We start from the raw sequence: 17,323 nt of genomic DNA, 5'->3' as shown, positions 1-17,323 counted from the left end.
GTAGACCGAGTGATATTCATTGCGAGCAGGCTCGCTCCCACAGGGTTCACCTGAATCCTGTGGGAGCGAGCCTGCTCGCGATGCTTTTCAGCCTTGAGTGAACTGCGAAGCCAGTTCACGCAGCAGCAGTTCAGCCTCAAGCACTTTACTGACGACATCGTCGGCTTTGTCGCGACTGATGCCCAGGCGTTCGAGCAGGGCGTCGGGGATGCCTTCGTCGGGGCCGGAGCCGATGCCACGGCTGCGCAGCAGGCGCACCGACAGGCACACCAGGTTCGGGTATTCGGCGTAGGCGCCATCGTAGGCCGGGTCGTGCTGGAAGCGCAGGGCGGTGGCCAGTTCTTCAGGCATGTCCCAGAAACGCATCAGCCATGAGCCGATCTGTTCACGACTGATGCCCAGCAGGTGTTGTTCCACGAAGCTGTGGCACAGGTGCGGGTTGACCTCCAAGTGGCGGCAGATCAGTGAAAAGTGCGGCGGGAACACGTGGGCCAGCAGCAGGTAGCCGAAGTTGTGCAGCAGGCCGGCCAGGTAGGTCAGGCCGGCTTCCGGACGCTGTGCACGAGGCATGGCGCGGGTCAGGCCTTCGATGACGGCGGCGGTGTAGATCGATTGCTGCCAGTACGGCGTGGAATGTTGCGGGTGATCCTTGGGCAGGCTCAGGGTTTTACCCAGGGCCAGGCCCAATGCCAGGTTGATCACCAGGTCGAAGCCCAACACGCGCACGATGGCATCTTCCACCGAGCGGATCTTGCCCGGCGAGGCGTAATACGGCGATGCCGCCCAGCTCACGACTTGTGCAGCCAGCGCCGGGTCGGTTTCGACCACGCCGGTGATGTCGTCGATGGTGGCATTGGGGTCGACGCGCAGCTTGATGATTTTTTGCGCGGTTTCGGCCAGTGGCGGAATTTCGATGGTCGCTTCCAGACGCTGCTGGATGCGCCGCGCGGTGAACGCCTGGACGGCCTGGGTGATTTCCTCGCGGTCGTCATCGGGGCGGTCGAGGTTGGGACGAATGCTGGACAGGTTTTCGCCGAAGTTGGCGGCGCTGGCCTTGGTCAGCATGGTCTTGAAGTCTTCGCTGGAGATTTCCAGCAGCACGCCCGGCTCACCGGAATTGACCAGCAGCTTTGGTTCGCGCAGCAGGCTTTCTTCGTACAGGCACGGAGAACTGGTGAGCGCCGGCAGGCCAGGCAACAGGCTCAGGTTGTGTTTGCCGAGCATTTTTTCCAGGCGTTCGACGGGTACGGCAGTGAGGCGGCGACCGGTGAGTTCGGTCAGGCGATTGAGGTCGAGCAACTGGCTCTGCGGGAACAACACCATCAACGCACCGACGCTGTCATCCAGCAGAACGGCCTGCACTTTGCGCGCGGCATTGAGGCCGTGATGGTCCAGCACTTCTTCGTAGGCAATGGCCAACTTGCCCAGCATCAGCCGAATAACCGACGGAGCGTGCGGGGTGGCGGGTGCGAGGGCAACTTCGGTCATGGACTGTATCCGTTTCAAAACAATTGCAGGAGTATAACCAGCTTGCTCAAACCCATGGCCCGGAAACTGCGACGGTGCTTACACTTGGCCGTATTGCTGCCCGTGACGCAGCCAGCGGTCGAGTAGCGGGCTGACGTGGGTCGGCCAGCGTTCGAGCAATGCCTGGGCTGCATCCCGTACGGCGGGCAACAAATCGGCATCGCGCATCAGGTCTGCGACCTTGAATTGGAGCAGGCCGGTTTGCCGGGTGCCGAGCATTTCGCCGGGGCCGCGCAGTTCCAGATCCTTTTCGGCGATGACGAAACCATCGTTGGTTTCGCGCATGATACCCAGGCGCTGGCGGCCGATCTGCGACAGCGGCGGATGGTAGAGCAGCACGCAATGGCTGACGGCACTGCCCCGGCCGACGCGGCCACGCAACTGGTGCAGTTGCGCCAGGCCCAGGCGTTCGGGGTTCTCGATGATCATCAGGCTGGCGTTGGGTACGTCCACGCCCACTTCGATCACCGTGGTCGCGACCAGCAGTTGCAGGTTGCCGGCCTTGAACTCGGCCATCACCGCGGCTTTTTCTGCAGGCTTCATGCGGCCGTGGATCAGCCCGACCTTCAACTCGCCGAGGGCGGCGGTGAGGTCCTCATAGGTGGTTTCGGCGGCCTGGCAGGTCAACTCTTCCGACTCTTCGATCAGTGTGCAAACCCAATAGGCCTGACGCCCTTCGGCGCAGGCGCTACGCACCCTCTCGATGACTTCGACCCGCCGGGTGTCGGTGATCAGCACGGTGTTGACCGGGGTTCGGCCGGGGGGCAGTTCGTCGAGGATCGAGGTGTCGAGGTCGGCGTAGGCGCTCATGGCCAGCGTGCGCGGAATCGGCGTGGCGGTCATGATCAACTGGTGCGGGCACATGCGCCCGCCGACGCCCTTCTGCCGCAAGGCCAGACGCTGCTGCACGCCGAAACGATGTTGTTCGTCGATGATCACCAGCGCCAGGTTCTTGAATTGCACTTCGTCCTGGAACAGCGCGTGGGTGCCAACCACCATCGGTGTGCCGCTGGCGATTTGCTCCAGCGCGGCTACGCGGTTCTTGCCCTTGAGCTTACCGGCGAGCCACGCGACTTCGATGCCCAGCGGTTCGAGCCAGCGCTTGAAGGTGATGAAGTGCTGCTCGGCGAGAATCTCGGTGGGCGCCATCAGCGCGACCTGATAGCCGGCCTCCAATGCTTGCAGCGCTGCAAGGGCGGCTACCACGGTTTTACCGGCGCCAACGTCGCCCTGGATCAGCCGTAGCATCGGCTCGTGCTGGCTGAGGTCGTAAGCGATTTCGTTGCCGACCCGTTGCTGGGCACCGGTCGGGTTGAAGCCGAGGTTGGCCAGGTATTTGGCCGGCAGTTGCGTGGCTTTGGGCATCGCGGGCGCACGCAGGGAGCGCATGCTTTCGCGCAGACGCTGTTGTGACAATTGATGGGTCAGCAGTTCTTCGAAGGCCAGGCGGTGCTGTGCCCAGTGGTGACCGAGGGCCAGTTCATCGACGTCGGCATCGGCGGGCGGGTTGTGCAGGTAGCGGATCGCATCGGCCAGCGGCGCTAACTGGTAGTCGCGGGCCAGTTCGTTCGGCAGCCAGTCGGGCAGGCTGCTGGGGCCGAGCAGGGTGAGGGTCTGCATGCACAACTGGCGCAAGCGCTGTTGGGTCAGGCCTTCGGTGAGCGGGTAAACCGGGGTCAGGGTTTCATCCACCGGAGGTGGTTCGTCGCCGGTGATGGCGCGGTATTCCGGGTGGTAGATCTCCAGCCCCGAAGCACCGGGCCGCGCCTCGCCGTAGCAGCGAATCCGCGTGCCGCGTTTGAGGCCTTCTTTCTGCGCGTTGCTGAAATGGTAGAAACGCAGGCTTAAGCCACCGGTGCCGTCCTGTAGTCGAACCACCAGGCTGCGCCGACGGCCCATGACCACGTCGGCGCCGCTGACGGTACCTTCGATGACCGCGTCCTGTCCGGGTCGCAAAGCGCCAATCGGAACCACGCGGGTGCGGTCCTGATAGCGCAGCGGCAGGTGAAACAGCACGTCCTGGAGGTTTTCCAGGCCGACTTTGGCCAGTTTCTCGGCCATGGCTTCACCGACACCCTTGAGTGCCGTCACCGACACTTGCGACAACTCGCTCATGACCGTTGCTTAGCCCGCAGCGACTTGCGTCGCTGGCTTGGCCACCGAGCACAGGCGAATGGAGTCGGCGAGGATTTCAATCGCCTTCGGACGCGGGAAGCTGGCGCGCCAGGCAATGGCCACGGTGCGGAACGGTACGGGTGCCGAGAGCGGGCGCACTTCGATCACGCCGGGGGCGTAGTGATGGCTGTCGACTGCCGATAACGGCAGGATCGAAATACCCAGGCCGGACGCGACCATGTGGCGAATGGTTTCCAGGGAGCTGGATTCCACCGTGGTGTGCTTGGCGCCGTCGTTGCCTTTGGTCAGGGTCGGGCAGGCTTCCAGTACCTGATCGCGGAAGCAGTGGCCTTCGCCGAGCAGCAGCAGGCTCTTGTCGTTGAGCAGGCTGGCGTCGATGGATTCTTTTTGCGTCCACGGGTGCTGCGCTGGCATGAGCACGTAGAACGGCTCGTCGTAGAGTTGCAGGGTCAGCACGTCGGCTTCATTGAACGGCAGGGCGATGATGATCGCGTCGAGTTCGCCGTTGCGCAGTTTGTCGCGCAGCACGTGGGTGAAATTTTCCTCGATGTACAACGGCATCTGCGGGGCGACCCGGTGCAGTTGTGGAATCAGGTGCGGAAACAGGTAAGGCCCGACGGTGTAGATCGCGCCGACTTTGAGCGGGGCGGTCAGTTGATTCTTGCCGGCTTGGGCCAGTTCGCGGATGCCCTGGGCTTGTTCCAGCACTTTTTGCGCCTGGGCAACGATGCCTTCGCCGACTGGGGTCAGGCGCACGGCGCTTTTGCTGCGCTCGAAAATCAGCACACCGAGTTCGTCTTCAAGCTTTTTCACGCCCACCGAAAGGGTCGGCTGGCTGACGTGGCAACGCTCGGCCGCGTGGCCGAAGTGCTGCTCTTGGGCGAGGGTAACGATGTAGCGTAATTCTGTAAGAGTCATAGCAAGCGTCCATGAAGTTGCGGGCCAAGCATACCGGCTGCAATCGATAGACGCACGTTATCAGACTGAGTGTGTCGAGTGACACCGGACAATGCCGGATTGCCGCTGGCAGATAAGCGAAAGGCACCTTTCGGTGCCTTTTGGGCTTGGAACGCGACCTTCCTGCTGGCAGAAACCTCTGTGGGAGCGAGCTTGCTCGCGATGACGGTTTAACATTCAACGTAGATGTCGAATGTTATGCCCTCATCGCGAGCAAGCTCGCTCCCACATGGGCTGGCGGTGTTTTTTAGCGCCGGCGTTTTTCCAGCGAGTAAACAAAGGGTGCAACAATTTCGATGGAGCCATTGGTCAGCATGTCGGCCGGTGGCTTGGGCAGCGGTTGGGCGCGGCGGATCATTTCCAGGGTGGCCCGGTCCAGATCGGCAGTGCCCGAGGCGCCTACCAGCTCAAATGACAGTACATTGCCTTCGGCATCCACAACGAAACGCAAGCGGTTCATGCCTTCCTTGCCCCGCGCCTGTGCGCTCGCAGGGTACTTTTTGTACTTCTGCAGGTGCGCCAGCAGCGTGCCTTGCCAACTGGCCTTGGCCGCCAGTTGAGCCGGCGAAGGGCCGGGCGCAGGTTGCGCGGATTTCTCCGTTGGCGCCTGAGTCTGTTGCGTTTCGGCCGGTTTCTCTTCGGCCGGCTTTTCCTTCGGCGGTTCGGGTTTCTTCTCTACCGGCTTGGGCGGCTGCGGCTTCGGCTTGGGTTTGACCGGCTTGGGCACGGCAATTTCAGCTTTCGGCGCTTCGGCGAGCTTGGGTATCGGCAGTTCTTCAACCGGAGCCGGTGGCTGCGGCGGGGTGACTACCTTCGGCGGAGCAGGCGGTGGCGGGGCAGGAACCGGTGCCAACTCGACCATCATTGCCTGAGGGGGCAATTCGATGGGCGGACGGGCGGACCAGTTCAGCGCCAGCGCGATGGCCAGCGCGTGAACACCCAGCACCACGGCCAGGCTACCGCTGTAACGCGTCAGCTTATGGCGCGTCGTGATCATTTTTTGGCTGCCGACTCGAGACCGACCAGACCCACCTTCAGGTAACCGGCAGAGCGCAGGTTGTCCATCACGCTCATCAGGTCGCCGTAATCCACGCCTTTGTCGGCCTGGAAGAAGATTGTCGTGTCTTTCTTGCCCTGGGTTTTGGCATCGAGCGTGGCGCCGAGTGCTTCGGCCTTCACTTCGTCTTCGCCGAGGAACAGGCGCTGGTCAGCCTTGACGCTGAGGAACACCGGTTTCTCTGGCCGCGGCGCCGGTTTGGCGGTCGAGGCGGGCAGGTCGACCTTGATGTCCACGGTGGCCAGAGGGGCCGCCACCATGAAGATGATCAACAGCACCAGCATCACGTCGATGAACGGCGTGACGTTGATTTCGTGGTTTTCGGACAGATCGTCGTCTGCCCCTTCTTTCAAATGCAGGCCCATGGCCGATTACCCCACTTTCACCATGTGCGGTTGCGAGCTGCGCTCAGGCTGGTGGTCGAGGTCGCGGCTGACCAGCAGCAGGACCTGTGCCGAAGCGTCGGACACCTGGGCCTTGTAGCCGGCAATGGAGCGGGCGAAGACGTTGTAGATCACGACTGCCGGGATCGCTGCAACCAGGCCCAGCGCGGTAGCCAGCAGGGCTTCGGCGATGCCTGGAGCGACGACGGCGAGGTTGGTGGTCTGGGTTTTGGCAATGCCGATGAAGCTGTTCATGATGCCCCACACGGTGCCGAACAGACCGACGAACGGCGCAGTCGAGCCGATGGTCGCCAGTACGCCGGTACCGGTGCTCATGTTGCGACCGCAGGCCGCGACCAGGCGCTCAAGACGGAAGCTGACGCGTTCCTTGATGCCTTCTTTCTCACGGCTGTTGACCGACAGGCGCATCTCTTCGAGGGCGTCATGTACCAACAGGTTGGCCAGGGTGCCTTCCTTCGCCGCAGTGACGCTGGCTTCCTTGAGGGAGGCAGATTTTTTCAGTTGGGCGATTTCACCACGCAGTCGACGCTTGGCGCCCATCAGCTCAAGACCCTTGGCGATCCAGATGGTCCAGGTGATGATCGAGGCGATGGCCAGGCCGATCATCACGATTTTCACGATGATGTCGGCATTCTTGTACATGCCCCACGGCGACAGGTCATGGGCCATGCCCAGGGTGTTGTCGGCTTCGAGGACTTCAGGAACGTCTTCACCCAAGGTTTCTGCCGGTGCTGCCTGGGCAGGATCGGTCGCGGCCGGTGCAGGTGCTGTAGCGGCGGCCGGAGTAGCGGGTACCTGGGCATCGGCGAAAGCGGCGACTGGTGCGAGCATCAGGCTGAGGAGCAGGGCGGCCACCGCGCTCCAGGCGCGAGGTCGATTGGTTGGCGAAGCGGAGAATTGATTGCGTGTCATGCTGGCCGGACCTGAGAGAAAAAACGGGTGATGTTCTTCCAGGCCTCGAAGGCCGAGAACAAAAGTGGGGAGGCATTATTGCAATTAATTCTTGTTAACAAAAGTAATAGCGTCTCTTTTTTTCCTGCATTGCTAGCCGCYTGTCTATTGCCGGCGCTAGTCTGTGGCTTTCCGATGGGAGTTTTCTGATGTCTGCGCCTACTGTTTTGATCGCCGGCTGCGGTGACGTCGGCAGCCGCCTGGCCACACAATTGCTGGCGGCGGGGTGGGAGGTCCATGGCCTGCGACGCGACGTTTCACGTCTGCCCAAGGGCGTCATCGGTGTTGCCGGTGACCTGTTCGACAAAGACTGCCCGGCTACCTGGCCAATCGGCGCGGTGGATTATCTGGTGTATTGCGCGGCGGCCACCGATCACGACGAAGCCGGCTACCGCGCTGCGTATATCCAGGGTCTGGAGCATGTGCTGGAGTGGCTGAACGACTACGGGCAGATGCCCAATCGCCTGTTGTTCGTTTCCAGCAGCAGTGTTTACGGTCAGCAGAATGGCGAATGGATCGACGAGACTTCACCGACCGTGGCGGCGGGCTATTCCGGGCGTGTGATGCTCGAAGCCGAGCAGCTTGCCCTCAAAAGCGGAATTCCGGCGAGTATCGTGCGCCTGACCGGCATTTATGGTCCGGGCCGTGAGTGGCTGCTGACTCAGGTTCGTCGGGGGTATCGCGTGGTAACCGATCCGCCGTTGTATGCCAATCGGATTCATGCCGACGATGCCGCTGGGTTGATGGCGTGCCTGCTTGAGGCGGATCGGCGTGGCGTGGCGCTGGATGATGTCTACATCGGCGTCGATGACGCACCGGCCGCGCTGGCGGATGTGGTGGGCTGGTTGCGTGAGTATCTGGGTGTGACCGAATGGGCCGATGACGACAGCGTGCGTCGCACTGGCAGTAAGCGCTGCAGCAATTCGCGGGCGAAGGCCTTGGGCTGGAAGCCGAAGTACCCGAGTTTTCGCGAGGGGTATGCGGCGATTCTTGAGGGGCGCTGCTGACTTTCAGGCACTCTGAAACAACTGTGGGAGCGAGCTTGCTCGCGATGAGGCCATAACATCCAACATCATCGTTGACTGTTATGCCGCCATCGCGAGCGAGCTCGCTCCCACAGTGTTTTGTGGTTTTCTCAACGGACGCTTACTGCTTTTCGAGCAACCACTTGCGCTCACCCGGGGTGAACGAGGGCATCTCGTCCGCCTGCGCGGTGTTCACGGTCTGGAAAATCTCCAGTTCCTTGCCCTTGCGCGCAAAGATCCAGGCGTTGCCCTGGCCATTTTGTTGCAGCCACATATTGTCGTTGCCGCCGCTCATGGATGCGCAATCGCCGGCCAGGCACAACGCATAGCGGTCGCTGCCTGGCAGGCCGGTCACCTGGCCATCGGCCTGGAATTGCACGTTGCTGCCTTCGCCGGGACCGCTGACGATTGTCCAGCCGCCGCCCATGTAGGCTGAATACAGTGCACGCTCGAAGCTGGCGCCGATCGGAGCGCCCTCCGGCACCGGGATCTGGGCGCGGTCGAAGACCTRTTCGGGCTCGTTGTCGCTGGCGGACTGGCTCAGTTGCTTGCCGTCACGCTTCAGCTCGCTGGCCGAACTGCCATAAAAGTCGACTTTCCAGGCACCGGACTCTTCACCCAGCAGTTTGCCTTCGACGTTTTCAAAGCCGTTGGTGTAGCGGGCCTGACTGGCCTTGGTGTTGATGTCCCATTCCAGATTCGGGCCATAGGCCTGGAGCGCTTCACGCAGGGGGACACCTTTGGCTGCAGCATCGATCGCCACCTGGTTGATCCAGGTGCCGCTGACATCACGATCGGCAGGGTTGCTGGCACATCCGCCCAGGAACAGGGCGAGCAGCGAGAGAGCGAGCGCGTTGCGCATGGTGGAATCCTTTCAAGCTTTCTTTACAGCAGAGCAGTCGGCGCAGATTGGGGCTGCGCCGCTCGCATTACTCGATGACCAGGATGGCATCCATTTCAACCTGCGAACCCTTTGGCAGGGCTGCTACACCGATGGCGGCGCGGGCAGGGTAAGGCTGGTCGAAGTACTTGCCCATGATCTCGTTGACCTTGGCGAAGTGGCTCAGGTCGGTGAGGAAGATGTTCAGCTTGACGATGTCCTTGAACGAACCGCCAGCGGCTTCAGCCACGGCCTTGAGGTTCTCGAACACCTGGACGGTCTGGGCTTCGAAGCCTTCAACCAGTTCCATGGTTTTTGGGTCCAGGGGAATCTGACCCGACATGTAAACGGTGTTGCCAGCCTTGATCGCCTGGGAGTAAGTACCGATGGCGGCCGGGGCCTTGTCGCTGGTGATAACAGTCTTGGTCATGTATGACTCCTTGTAATGTGTTGGCGAGCTATGCACGCATGCGGGTGATGCGAATCACCCCGGACAAGGCGCGCAGTTTCTTGATCACGCGGGCCAGGTGCACGCGGTCGTGCACGCTGACCACCAACTGGACCACGCTGATGCGACCATCGCGTTCGTCCATGCTGATTTTCTCGATATTGCCGTCGGCCGCGTTGACGCTGCTGGCCAGCAGGGCGATCAGGCCGCGCTGGTGCTCCAGCTCGACGCGCAGCTCGACGTTGAATTCGCCGGTGACATCCTTGGCCCACGAGAGCTGGATGCATTTTTCCGGGTTGTGGCGGATTTCGCTGATGTTGCGGCAATTATCCAGGTGCACGACCATGCCTTTGCCGGCGGACAGGTGGCCGACAATCGGGTCGCCCGGGATCGGCGTGCAGCACTTGGCGTAGCTGAGCACCAGGCCTTCGGTGCCGCGAATCGCCAGCGGGCCTTCCGGACTTGGCAAATGTTCGCCTTCGCCCAGCAGTCGGCGGGCCACCACATAGGCCATGCGATTGCCCAGACCGATGTCTTCGAGCAAATCTTCGATCAGTTCGAGACGGTACTCGGTAAGCATGGCCTTGACGCGTTCAGCCGGGATTTTCTCCAGCGCGCTGTCGAAACCGTTGAGGACCTTGTTCAGCAGGCGTTCGCCGAGGCTGATGGATTCGGAGCGGCGTTGCAGTTTCAGTGCGTGGCGGATGTGCGTGCGCGCCTTGCCGGTGACCACGAAGTTAAGCCAGGCCGGGTTCGGGCGGGCGCCGGGGGCGCTGACAATCTCGACCGTGGAGCCGCTTTGCAGCGGTTCGGACAGCGGCGCGAGACGACGATTGATTCGGCAGGCAATACAGCTGTTGCCCACGTCGGTGTGCACTGCGTAAGCGAAGTCGACCGCGGTGGAGCCCTTGGGCAGCTCCATGATCCGGCCTTTGGGGGTGAACACGTAGACCTCGTCCGGGAACAGGTCGATCTTCACGCTTTCGATGAACTCCAGCGAGTTGCCGGCGCGTTGCTGCATTTCCAGCACGCCTTTGACCCACTGGCGGGCGCGGGCATGGGTGCCTTTGGGCTGCTCGTCGCCACTGGATTTGTACAGCCAATGGGCGGCGATGCCGTTGTTGGCCATCTCTTCCATTTCGCGGGTGCGGATCTGGATCTCGATCGGTACGCCGTGCATGCCGAACAGCGTGGTGTGCAGCGACTGATAGCCGTTGGCCTTGGGGATCGCGATGTAATCCTTGAAGCGTCCCGGCAGTGGCTTGTACAAATTATGTACAGCGCCCAGCACGCGGTAGCAGGTATCGACCTTGTCGACGATGATCCGGAACGCGTAGACGTCCATGATCTCGTTGAAGGCCCGACGCTTGCCGCGCATTTTCTTGTAGATGCCGTAGAGGTGTTTCTGCCGGCCGCTGACCTCGCCCTGGATGCCATCGATAGCCAGGCAGTGGCTCAAGGACTCTTCGATCTTGTTGACGATTTCCTTGCGGTTGCCCCGGGCGCGTTTGACCGCCTGGTAGATCCGCGCGGAACGCATCGGGTGCATGGCCTTGAAACCGAGGTCTTCGAATTCTATGCGGATGGCGTGCATGCCCAGCCGGTTGGCGATGGGCGCATAAATTTCCAGGGTTTCCTTGGCGATGCGTCGGCGTTTTTCGCCGGACAACACTTCCAGGGTGCGCATGTTGTGCAGACGGTCGGCTAGCTTGACCAGGATCACGCGAATGTCGCGGGCCATGGCCATGGCCATTTTCTGGAAGTTTTCAGCCTGGGCTTCCGCCTTGGTCTCGAAATTCATCTGGGTCAGTTTGCTGACCCCGTCGACCAGTTCGGCCACGGTTTCGCCGAACTGCGCTTGCAGCGCTTCCTTGGCAATGCCGGTGTCTTCGATCACGTCATGCAGCATTGCAGCCATCAGGCTCTGATGGTCCATGTGCATGTCGGCAAGAATATTCGCAACCGCGAGTGGGTGCGTGACGTACGCCTCGCCGCTACGGCGGCGTTGGCCGTCGTGGGCTTGTTCGGCGTAGAAATACGCTCGGCGGACCAGGTTTACCTGGTCCTTGCCGAGGTAGGTCGATAAGCGATCGGCGAGGGCGTCTATGCTCGGCATGATATCTCCTGCCGTAAGCTTTTATCCCGCGCCGTGCTACGTCGACCAGGCATAGGCTTAGACGGCCTCGTTGGACTCGTCCTCGAATGCAGCAAAAAGCGGTTCATCTTCAACGATTTCGGCTTCGGCGATAGCTGCGTAGTCGATCAGGCCTTCAGCGATTTCGCGCAGGGCGACGACGGTAGGCTTGTCGTTTTCCCATGCTACTTTCGGCTCTTTGCCGCCGGTGGCCAGTTGACGGGCACGCTTGGTAGAGAGCATGACCAGCTCAAAGCGGTTATCCACGTGTTCTAGGCAGTCTTCAACGGTTACGCGGGCCATGGTCTTCCTCGTAGCAAATGCAATATGCGCGCTGCCCGGATGGGCGAGCGGACTCAACAGTTTAAAAAATCACCAGCGATTAGGGAAGCGCTGATTTTTTGACCAAGCCCTTCAACGCGCTGCAAGTACCAATGTAAAGCCCTTGCAGCTGTTTTGGGAAGAGCTGTCAGGCAAGCAATTCAGCAAGTAATTTGCCGTGGCGCTGCTGCTGGCGTTTCTGAATCAGCTGATTGGCGCGGAAAATCGCCTTCAGATCGTGCAGTGCGTGGGCGAAATCGTCGTTGATGATCAAGTAGTCGTAGTCGACATAGTGGCTCATTTCGCTGACGGCTTCGCGCATCCGGCCGTCAATGATCTCGTCACTGTCCTGGCCGCGATTGGTCAGGCGCTGGTGCAGGGCCTGTAATGACGGCGGCAAAATGAAGATCGAGCGGGCCTGAGGCATCAGCTTGCGCACTTGCTCGGCACCTTGCCAGTCGATTTCCAGAATCAGGTCGTGGCCTTCGTCCAGGGTCTGCTGCAGGTGGCTTTGCGAAGTTCCGTAGAGATTGCCGAACACTTCGGCGCGCTCGAGGAAATCTCCGTGCTCGATCATTTTCACGAACTCGCTACGGTCGACGAAGTGATAGTTCACGCCATTCACTTCACCGGGGCGCATGGCGCGGGTGGTGTGGGAGACCGAGACGCGGATCTCCGGATCGGCGTCGGTCAGGGCCTTGACCAGACTGCTCTTGCCCGCGCCAGAAGGGGCGGAAATGATGTACAGGGTGCCAGTGCTGTGTGTCATGTCGGGGTAGCCTTACTCAATATTCTGCACTTGTTCGCGCATCTGCTCGATCAACACCTTGAGGTTGACCGCAGCCTGGGTGCTGCGCGGGTCGAAGGCTTTGGAGCCCAGTGTGTTGGCTTCGCGATTGAGTTCCTGCATCAGGAAGTCCAGGCGCCGACCGGCAGCGCCGCCGGATTTGAGCACCCGGCGAACTTCGATGATGTGGGTGCTCAGGCGATCCAGTTCTTCGGCGACGTCGCTTTTTTGCGCGAGCATGACCATTTCCTGTTCCAGGCGCTGCGGGTCCATCTCGGCCTTCATGTCGGCGAAGCGGTCGAGGACTTTCTGGCGCTGGGTGGCGAGCATTTGCGGGACCAGTTCGCGCAAAGTCACCACGTCGTCTTCGATGGAGGTCAGACGCTCGTTGATCAGCCGCGCCAACTCCGCGCCTTCGCGCTCGCGGCCGGCCTTGAGTTCCTTGAGGCCCTGATTGAACAGAGCCAGCGCTTCGGCGTTCAAGGCTTGCGGATCGATGGCGTCGCCTACCAGTACGCCGGGCCAGGCCAGGACTTCCAGCGGGTTCAGCGCAGCCGGGTTCTTGATCAGGCTGGCGATGGTCTCGGCGGCGGCGACCAGTTGCGCGGCACGTTCCTGATCAATTTGCAGCGCCTTGCCGGTGTTTTCTTCGGTGAAGCGCAGGGTGCATTCGAGCTTGCCCCGCGATATACCCTGGCGCAGGGCTTCACGAACAGCGCCCTCGAGGTCGCGAAAGGACTCCGGCAGGCGCAGGTGGGGTTCCAGGTAGCGGCTGTTGACCGACCGCAGCTCCCAGCTCAGGGTGCCCTGGACGCCGGCGTTTTCGACGCGGGCGAAGGCGGTCATGCTGTGCACCATGGCGGTACCTCGCAATGCAGATCGGCACCGAACCGAGGTTCCGGGAATCCGATATCAATGAATTAAAGCCGACTGACGGCAAAGGCGCAGGATTGTAGCGCAGTGGCGCGGATGCGCCCAAACACACGGTGTGACAAAGAGCGGCAGGCCTTCGCCGACGTGCGGTGCAGAGCCCTCGGTCGTCGGCGGAATTTTTTAGACGTGCCCAGTGGCGGCCGGCGGCTCTATAATGCTCCGCAGTTTTCCGTCCCCAGTACAGGTACTCCCTATGATACGTCCAAGTGGTCGCGCTGCCGATCAGCTCCGCTCGATCCGCATCACCCGCAACTACACCAAACACGCCGAGGGTTCTGTGCTGGTCGAGTTCGGTGATACCAAGGTCATCTGCACCGTCAGCGTTGAGCCGGGCGTACCGCGTTTCCTGAAAGGCCAGGGCCAGGGTTGGTTGACTGCCGAGTACGGCATGCTGCCGCGTGCTACCGGCGAGCGTAACCAGCGTGAAGCCAGCCGTGGCAAGCAAGGTGGTCGCACCCTGGAAATCCAGCGTCTGATCGGTCGCTCCCTGCGCGCTGCGCTGGACATGTCCAAGCTGGGCGACGTCACCCTGTACGTCGACTGCGATGTGATCCAGGCCGATGGCGGTACCCGCACGGCTTCGATTACCGGTGCCATGGTTGCGCTGATCGATGCCTTGAAAGTCATCAAGAAGCGTGGCGGCCTGAAGGGTGGTGACCCGGTCAAACAGATGATCGCTGCTGTCTCCGTGGGCATGTACAAGGGTGAGCCGGTGCTTGACCTCGACTACCTGGAAGACTCGGCCGCCGAGACGGACCTGAACGTGGTGATGACCAGCGCTGGTGGTTTCATCGAAGTCCAGGGCACTGCCGAAGGCGCGCCGTTCCAGCCTGAAGAGTTGAACGCCATGCTCGAGCTGGCGAAGAAAGGCATGAACGAGATCTTCGAACTGCAAAAGGCCGCATTGGCCGACTGACCGGACTGCTCCAGGCAAGGAGGACGCCATGAGTGATGAGCAACTGCCACTGCCCACGCCGAGCCAAGAGGTGCGTCAGTGGGCCATGTTTTGCCACTTGTCCGCCTTGCTGGGGATCTGGATTCCGTTTGGCACGATCATCGGCCCGCTGATTCTCTGGCAGATGAAGCGCGAGATGGACCCGTTCATCGATGCTCAGGGCAAGGAAGCGCTGAACTTTCAGATCTCCGTCGCCATTGCCTCGGCCATTTGCTTCTTGCTGATGGTGGTGATTATCGGGTTCTTCCTGTTTGGCCTGATCGCCATCGGTGCGCTGGTGCTGACGATCATCGCCGGGGTGAAGGCCAATGAAGGGCAGCCTTATCGGTATCCGTTCACCTGGCGGTTGATCAAGTAAGCCAGGACGCTGATGCTGTTTTAAGCGCAGTTCAATACAAATGCCCCGACATGTTGGGGCATTTGTATTTTTGCAATCAGATTAATCTCTAATGTTGCGTACTTGGTCGCTCGCTGTTCAAGCGAAGTTCATTCGTGCAAATAAAACTTCTTACACGTTTAGTCACAAACTGCAAAGCTCAGTGCAGCTTGTATGCTTGGCAATGAGGCTTGGCGATTGATAAAGTTGCCGCAAGTAATATTTATAATGAAATATTTCGATATATTCGGACCATTGACGGCCTCTGAATCCAATACTAGTCAGTGTTGAGATGGATCAACCTGTTCAAGAGGCGTGCCCAGGTAAAAAGTTCGCCCCTGAATGTTACGGCAAGAATATCCCAAATGCTTCAGCTCGATTTTTATGGAACACTTGTTGCCGCCTCTTTAGTACTTTTGCTGGGGCGCGCTCTTGTCTCACGTATTGGCTTTTTACGTATTTATAATATCCCGGAGCCTGTAGCAGGCGGCCTGGTGGTTGCTTTGGGCCTTCTGGCTTTGAGAACCCTCGATTTTGAAATCCGATTTGATACCTCGCTGCAAACTCCCTTGATGTTGGCGTTTTTTGCCACCATCGGCTTGAGTRCAGACTTCGCCAGCCTGAAGAAGGGCGGGCGCRTCGTGGGGATCTTTCTGCTGGCGGTTGTCGGACTTCTGGTGATCCAGAATGCGATGGGCATCGGACTCGCAACGGCGTTGGGGCTCGATCCCTTGATGGGCTTGCTGACGGGTTCGATTACCTTGGCAGGCGGCCACGGTACAGGTGCTGCGTGGGGGGCGACGTTCAGCGAGAAGTTCGGTCTGGCGTCTGCCTCTGAACTGGCCATGGCCTCTGCGACGTTTGGCCTGGTGCTGGGCGGTTTGATTGGTGGGCCGGTTGCCCGCCTGCTCATCAGCCGTGTCCAGACACCCGGCCTCGAGCAGGAAAAGCCACGGTTGCCCAAGGGTTTTGAGCAGCCGAACAAAGAGCGCTCGATCACGTCATTTTCACTTGTCGAGACACTGGCTCTGATCGCGGTCAGCCTGCTGACGGGCTCACTCCTGAATGGGTGGCTTCAAGGAACCGCATTTGAGTTGCCGACATTCGTTTGCGTGTTGTTCGTGGGCGTGGTTTTACGAAACGGGCTTTCGGCGCTTGGCGTGTATCAGGTGTTTGAGCGTGAAGTCTCAGTGCTGGGGAACGTCAGCTTGTCGCTGTTTCTGGCGATCGCTCTGATGTCGCTCAAGCTGTGGGATCTGGCTGCACTGGCTTTGCCGATCTTCATCATCCTGGCTGCACAAACGCTGGTCATGGCACTGTTCGCGATTTTTGTGACGTTCAGGATGATGGGCAGTAACTACGATGCGGCTGTACTGGCGTCAGGGCACTGCGGTTTTGGACTGGGTGCCACGCCAACAGCCATCGCTAACATGCAAGCGGTGACACAGCGCTACGGACCTTCGCAGATAGCCTTCCTGGTGGTGCCAATGGTGGGTGCTTTCTTCATCGACATCATTAATGCGATCGTGATCAAGTTGTACCTTGCACTGCCGTTTATCGCCGCGGCTTGAAGTTCAGGTCGCTGGGAGCCCCTGGATAGAGCRCATAAAAAATGCCCGTATCTYRCGATACGGGCATTTTTTCGACTGTCTATCAGACTGCTCAGTGAAAAATCACTTAGATCGTCAGCGTCCAGTCGTAGTCCACGATCAGCGGTGCGTGTTGCGAGAACCGCGGCTGGCGTGGCAAGCGTGCGCTACGCACGAAGCGGCGCAGGCCTGGGGTCAGCAGTTGATAGTCGAAGCGCCAACCGAGGTTAAGCATCTCCGCCTGTTCGTTGTCTGGCCACCAGCTGTACTGGTCGCCTTCACGGCTGACTTCACGCAGGGCATCGACATAACCCATGTTGCCGACAATCTCGTCCATCCAGGCACGTTCAGGTGCCAGGAAGCCCGGAGATTGCTGGCTGTCGCGCCAGTTCTTGATATCCAGCTTCTGTTGCGCCACATACAGCGAGCCACAGTAAATGTACTCGCGACGTTTGCGCCGCTGTTTATCCAGATAACGGGCGAAGTCGTCCATTAGCTTGAACTTCTGATTCAAGTCTTCATCGCCGTTCTGCCCCGAAGGGAGCAGCAAGGTCGCGATGCTGACCTTGTCGAAATCGGCTTGCAGGTAGCGCCCGTAGCGGTCGGCCGTCTCGAAACCGAGACCGCTGATGACAGCCTTCGGTTGCAACCSCGAATACAAAGCCACGCCGCCTTGGGCGGGGACTTCGGCATCGCAGGCATAAAGGAAGTAGCCATCCAGTTGGAAGGCTGGGTCATCCAGTTCAAAGGCGGAGGCACGGGTGTCCTGCAGGCAGATGACGTCGGCATTCTGTGCTTGCAGCCAACTGAGCAAACCACGCTCGACTGCAGCCTGAATACCAT

At 60.3% G+C, this 17,323-nt stretch carries 17 protein-coding genes; 4 read left to right on the top strand and 13 right to left on the bottom strand.

The features are described from left to right. Positions 1-87 precede the first annotated feature (87 nt). From ACXRVY_RS02180 to exbB, 6 genes are all read right to left on the bottom strand, one after another. A complete protein-coding gene (locus ACXRVY_RS02180) occupies positions 88-1,488 on the bottom strand; it encodes an aminoacyl-tRNA deacylase and HDOD domain-containing protein (RefSeq protein ID WP_223460474.1) in 1,401 nt (466 codons plus the stop codon). Positions 1,489-1,566: 78 nt separating this feature from the next. Continuing rightward, positions 1,567-3,642 carry an ATP-dependent DNA helicase RecG gene (recG, locus tag ACXRVY_RS02175; protein ID WP_223460471.1) on the bottom strand — a complete coding sequence of 692 codons (2,076 nt, stop codon included), beginning with the start codon at positions 3,640-3,642 and terminating at the stop codon, positions 1,567-1,569. A 9-nt stretch (positions 3,643-3,651) separates the two neighbouring features. After that, positions 3,652-4,581 carry a hydrogen peroxide-inducible genes activator gene (locus tag ACXRVY_RS02170; protein ID WP_008000272.1) on the bottom strand — a complete coding sequence of 310 codons (930 nt, stop codon included), beginning with the start codon at positions 4,579-4,581 and terminating at the stop codon, positions 3,652-3,654. Between the two features lie 286 nt (positions 4,582-4,867). Then, positions 4,868-5,617: an energy transducer TonB family protein gene (locus ACXRVY_RS02165; protein ID WP_015097375.1), complete on the bottom strand. Its 750-nt coding sequence runs from the start codon at positions 5,615-5,617 to the stop codon at positions 4,868-4,870. Next, positions 5,614-6,042, bottom strand: coding sequence for a TonB system transport protein ExbD (exbD, locus tag ACXRVY_RS02160; RefSeq protein ID WP_108217242.1), 429 nt, complete (start codon positions 6,040-6,042; stop codon positions 5,614-5,616). The genes ACXRVY_RS02165 and exbD overlap by 4 nt, the downstream gene beginning before the upstream one ends. 6 nt (positions 6,043-6,048) lie before the next feature. Continuing rightward, complete coding sequence (exbB, locus tag ACXRVY_RS02155) at positions 6,049-6,993, bottom strand: tonB-system energizer ExbB (protein ID WP_223460469.1); 945 nt, start codon at positions 6,991-6,993, stop codon at positions 6,049-6,051. 188 nt (positions 6,994-7,181) lie between these two features. On the opposite strand from exbB, the gene ACXRVY_RS02150 reads away from it, so the two are divergent. Continuing rightward, entirely contained in the window at positions 7,182-8,039 is an 858-nt protein-coding gene (locus ACXRVY_RS02150; RefSeq protein ID WP_223460467.1) for an SDR family oxidoreductase, read from the top strand. Positions 8,040-8,178: 139 nt separating this feature from the next. Here the strand turns inward: ACXRVY_RS02150 and ACXRVY_RS02145 are convergent, their stop codons facing one another. The 6 genes from ACXRVY_RS02145 to ACXRVY_RS02120 form a co-directional block, all read right to left on the bottom strand. Next, entirely contained in the window at positions 8,179-8,919 is a 741-nt protein-coding gene (locus ACXRVY_RS02145) for a hypothetical protein (RefSeq protein ID WP_458236991.1), read from the bottom strand. Between the two features lie 67 nt (positions 8,920-8,986). Continuing rightward, positions 8,987-9,367: a RidA family protein gene (locus tag ACXRVY_RS02140; RefSeq protein ID WP_003229509.1), complete on the bottom strand. Its 381-nt coding sequence runs from the start codon at positions 9,365-9,367 to the stop codon at positions 8,987-8,989. A 28-nt stretch (positions 9,368-9,395) separates the two neighbouring features. Next, a complete protein-coding gene (gene spoT, locus ACXRVY_RS02135; RefSeq protein ID WP_223460463.1) occupies positions 9,396-11,501 on the bottom strand; it encodes a bifunctional GTP diphosphokinase/guanosine-3',5'-bis pyrophosphate 3'-pyrophosphohydrolase in 2,106 nt (701 codons plus the stop codon). Between the two features lie 57 nt (positions 11,502-11,558). Then, positions 11,559-11,822: a DNA-directed RNA polymerase subunit omega gene (rpoZ, locus tag ACXRVY_RS02130; protein ID WP_007921129.1), complete on the bottom strand. Its 264-nt coding sequence runs from the start codon at positions 11,820-11,822 to the stop codon at positions 11,559-11,561. 166 nt (positions 11,823-11,988) lie between these two features. Further along, positions 11,989-12,609, bottom strand: a complete 621-nt coding sequence (gene gmk, locus ACXRVY_RS02125; RefSeq protein WP_223460460.1) for a guanylate kinase — start codon at positions 12,607-12,609, stop codon at positions 11,989-11,991. A gap of 12 nt (positions 12,610-12,621) precedes the next feature. Continuing rightward, the gene (locus ACXRVY_RS02120) at positions 12,622-13,485 is read right to left on the bottom strand and encodes a YicC/YloC family endoribonuclease (protein WP_115948392.1); all 864 of its coding nucleotides are present in this window, start codon (positions 13,483-13,485) and stop codon (positions 12,622-12,624) included. Between the two features lie 268 nt (positions 13,486-13,753). On the opposite strand from ACXRVY_RS02120, the gene rph reads away from it, so the two are divergent. The 3 genes from rph to gltS all read left to right on the top strand — a co-directional run bounded on the left by rph (position 13,754) and on the right by gltS (position 16,462). Further along, positions 13,754-14,476: a ribonuclease PH gene (gene rph, locus ACXRVY_RS02115; RefSeq protein WP_223460458.1), complete on the top strand. Its 723-nt coding sequence runs from the start codon at positions 13,754-13,756 to the stop codon at positions 14,474-14,476. Positions 14,477-14,504: 28 nt separating this feature from the next. After that, complete coding sequence (locus ACXRVY_RS02110) at positions 14,505-14,873, top strand: DUF4870 domain-containing protein (protein WP_007996522.1); 369 nt, start codon at positions 14,505-14,507, stop codon at positions 14,871-14,873. 383 nt (positions 14,874-15,256) lie between these two features. After that, positions 15,257-16,462, top strand: coding sequence for a sodium/glutamate symporter (gltS, locus tag ACXRVY_RS02105; RefSeq protein ID WP_458236990.1), 1,206 nt, complete (start codon positions 15,257-15,259; stop codon positions 16,460-16,462). Between the two features lie 106 nt (positions 16,463-16,568). Here the strand turns inward: gltS and ACXRVY_RS02100 are convergent. After that, positions 16,569-17,323 (bottom strand): exodeoxyribonuclease III (locus ACXRVY_RS02100; protein ID WP_458236989.1); only part of this gene is annotated, 755 nt, incomplete at its 5' end.

This window comes from Pseudomonas sp. P5_A2_2 (assembly GCF_054177685.1).
The sequence above is the reverse complement of the archived record's forward strand: the minus strand, read 5'-3'. Positions and strand labels throughout refer to the sequence as shown.